The sequence below is a fragment of the Methanobrevibacter sp. UBA188 genome (assembly GCF_905234905.1).
Taxonomy (GTDB): domain Archaea; phylum Methanobacteriota; class Methanobacteria; order Methanobacteriales; family Methanobacteriaceae; genus Methanocatella.
Map to the genome: position 1 here is coordinate 1 of NZ_CAJOJM010000099.1, position 2313 is coordinate 2313.

Annotated in this window: 2 protein-coding genes; one reads left to right on the top strand and one right to left on the bottom strand. The window is 33.5% G+C overall.

Annotation, left to right across the window (positions count from 1 at the left end):
• The first annotated feature begins 327 nt into the window (after positions 1–327).
• On the top strand, positions 328–753 hold the full coding sequence (locus tag QZ143_RS09750) for a hypothetical protein (protein ID WP_292883717.1): 426 nt from the start codon (positions 328–330) through the stop codon (positions 751–753).
• A gap of 167 nt (positions 754–920) precedes the next feature.
• On the opposite strand, the gene QZ143_RS09755 is transcribed toward QZ143_RS09750, so the two are convergent.
• Positions 921–2255: a lipopolysaccharide core heptose(II) kinase RfaY gene (locus QZ143_RS09755; RefSeq protein ID WP_292883719.1), complete on the bottom strand. Its 1335-nt coding sequence runs from the start codon at positions 2253–2255 to the stop codon at positions 921–923.
• Positions 2256–2313: the final 58 nt, after the last annotated feature.

Consider the following 2313-nt stretch of genomic DNA (forward strand, 5'->3'; position numbering starts at 1 on the left):
GATCCGTCAAAGAGTTCCAAAAAGACTATGGACTTAAGGTAACTGGTAAAGTAGATGAAAATACAGCTAAAAAACTTGGCATAATTTAAATTTAAGTAGGTGCAATTCACCTACAACTCTTCTTTTTTTTAGACAGGAAATAGAACATTTTCATTTCCAGGTATCCTATAAATTTGTATTTGTTAATTTTCATGTTTAATTGGTCTAAATTAATGTAGGTATCCGCTTACTTTCGAAAAACTTTAAATATTGATGAGTTTATATATTTTAGTGTAGTTATATAATTATTATTTATATTTCACACTAAAATTTTCAAGAGGTGAAAACATGAACATTTCTAAAAAATTGATTGCTGTATTGGCGATTTTCTGTTTAATTGCATCTGCAGGTGTAGTATGTGCAGAAGATGTCTCTGGTGAAGGTGATGTTGGATCTGATGGTGGTTATTCTGGTTCCGGTGATTTTGGATCTGGTGATGATATTGGTCCTGATGGTCCGACTGATGTTGCTCCTGATGGTGTCCCTTACCATGACGATGGAACTGATCCAACTGGAAATGCAACAGGTGATAATTCTAACTCAACAGGTAATGTAACCAATAAAACAGGCAATGTTACTAATACAACTGGAAATCATACTAATGCTACTAATGCAACAACAAATCACGGTTTATTAAGTACTGGTAATCCAATCTTAATTTTATTAGTTGTAATTGCAATTGTAGGTGCTGTTATAGTTATTAAAAGAAAATAGATAATCAATATTTTTCCAATATTATTTTTTTTCATTGGATGGTGAGGTTTCAATAGTCTTGAAATCTTGCTTACATATTTTTTACTAATTTTACTCATTTTTTTCAAATTTCAATATAAAAAATAGAAAAGGGGATGAAGAAATTAATTCTTCATATTTTTTTAGATTTATCTGCCGTATAAATAGTTTATAATGCCAATAATGCTTAAAATAAGAGTTATGACATATCCGATAACTGCAATTAAAGGCATGTCAAATAGCATTGGGCCTCTGGTAATTGTCATAACCAATGAGGAACTTATTAAAAGCGCAGCTATAATTACAACCAGTGAAAATTTGCTGACAATACGGTCAAGTCCATCCAGTTCAAACTTAACTTTCATATCTCCATTATCGATTTTGTGAATGGCTTTTGCAATAAGTGGAAGCAGGGATGTGAGCATATTTTTGTAGTAAAGTAAACTGCCTTTCTTGCTTTCGATAAAATTTTTAATGTTTACTCTTTCTTTGACACTTTCCTTTGCAATTGGTTCGATGGAAGCTATCATATCTATTTTTGGATCCAGTGTGGTTGAAACAGATTCAATCATTGATATTCCGCGAGCCATTGAAACGAATTCAGTTGGAAGAATAATTCCATGATCCTGCATCAATCCGAGCATTTGGTCGAAGATGTCATTGAATCCGGTGCTGTCGCTTGCAAACATCCTTAGGAATAAATCGCGAAGGTCACGCTTCAAATCGGTAGTGTCCATGCTGTAATCTATAATGCCCATATAAATGAACTGATTGATTAAGCCATTAACGTCCTGATCTGCAACCAGCATTAACATGTCTGAAAGTTTTTTTCTAAAATCATCATCAAGAATTCCCATTGCACCTAAATCGATGTAACATACAACGTTATCTTCCAAAATGATTATGTTTCCTGCATGTGGGTCTCCATGGAAGAATCCGTCAATCAAAACTTGCTTCATAAATGAATCAATGACACGTTTGGCAATAAGTTCTTTATCAAACTCTTCACTGTCGCTTACATAAACATCCTGTAAGTTAGTACCATCAATGAATTCCATGGTAAGGACTTTTGGAGTGCAGTAATCTGCATATGCAATTGGAATGTGGATTGTTTCATCTTCTTCAAAATTTGCACCTAAAACATTCATGTTGATTAATTCGTTGGTATAATCAAGTTCTATATGGATTGAATGGTCAAATTCTTTAATCATTTCAGGCAGATTGTACTTTCTGAATTCATCGCTATACTTGTGAACAGTCTTTGCAAGGGATTTCATTATGGCCAAATCTTGTTCAAGGTTTTCATTTATGCCTTCCTTTTGAACCTTAACGGCAACCCTTTCTCCTGTAATCAATCTGGCTTCATGAACTTGGGCAATGGATGCTGTTGCAAGACTTTCCTTTGAAAACTCGGAAAACAATTCATCAATATTTCCATTAAGTTCACTTTCAATCACTCTTTTAACTTCCTCATAGGGCGTCATATCTTGGAATCAATCCCTTTCCAACATCATTTTTGTAAGTCTTCAATAGTAAGATTTT

Coding starts and splice junctions, on each gene's coding strand:
- QZ143_RS09755 (WP_292883719.1), bottom strand. CDS start 2,255: ATGACGCCCTATGAGGAAGTTAAAAGAGTGATTGAAAGTGAACTTAAT.
- QZ143_RS09750 (WP_292883717.1), top strand. CDS start 328: ATGAACATTTCTAAAAAATTGATTGCTGTATTGGCGATTTTCTGTTTA.